General features: G+C 60.9%; 1 protein-coding gene. It reads left to right on the top strand.

Going from position 1 to position 345, the window contains the following annotated elements:
• A partial coding sequence (locus tag A3722_RS24310; protein ID WP_201722027.1) for a hypothetical protein occupies positions 1 to 345 on the top strand: 345 nt, incomplete at both ends.

Raw genomic sequence — 345 nt, 5'->3', positions numbered from 1 at the left:
AACCGCACAACATCAATGTCGCCAGCCGCCAGAGGTCAAGCGAGCGTGTTTTTCTCGAAGCGCTACGCCAGGAGGTCTACGAGCAATATCGCCCGGCCTTCGGCGAAGTCACAGCCATCCTCCGGGACGGCGGCTTTCGACGTTCCGATCTCAAAGAGGTCGGCATCGAGAACGAGACCAACCGCTTCCTGAACTATGTCCGGCTGACCCACGTCATCGGCGACGAGGCATGGAAGACCGCCCCCCTACGCAGCCCTGCCGAGCGAAGACAAACGATCGAAAGCTACGCTCGCGAGTGGGTAGAGGCTGCGGACAACAAGGTACCGCAAGACTACGTCGCCTGGC

Origin of the sequence: Sulfitobacter sp. HI0027 (assembly GCF_001634775.1) — a bacterium.
Classification (GTDB): domain Bacteria; phylum Pseudomonadota; class Alphaproteobacteria; order Rhodobacterales; family Rhodobacteraceae; genus Sulfitobacter.
The sequence above is the reverse complement of the archived record's forward strand: the minus strand, read 5'-3'. Positions and strand labels throughout refer to the sequence as shown.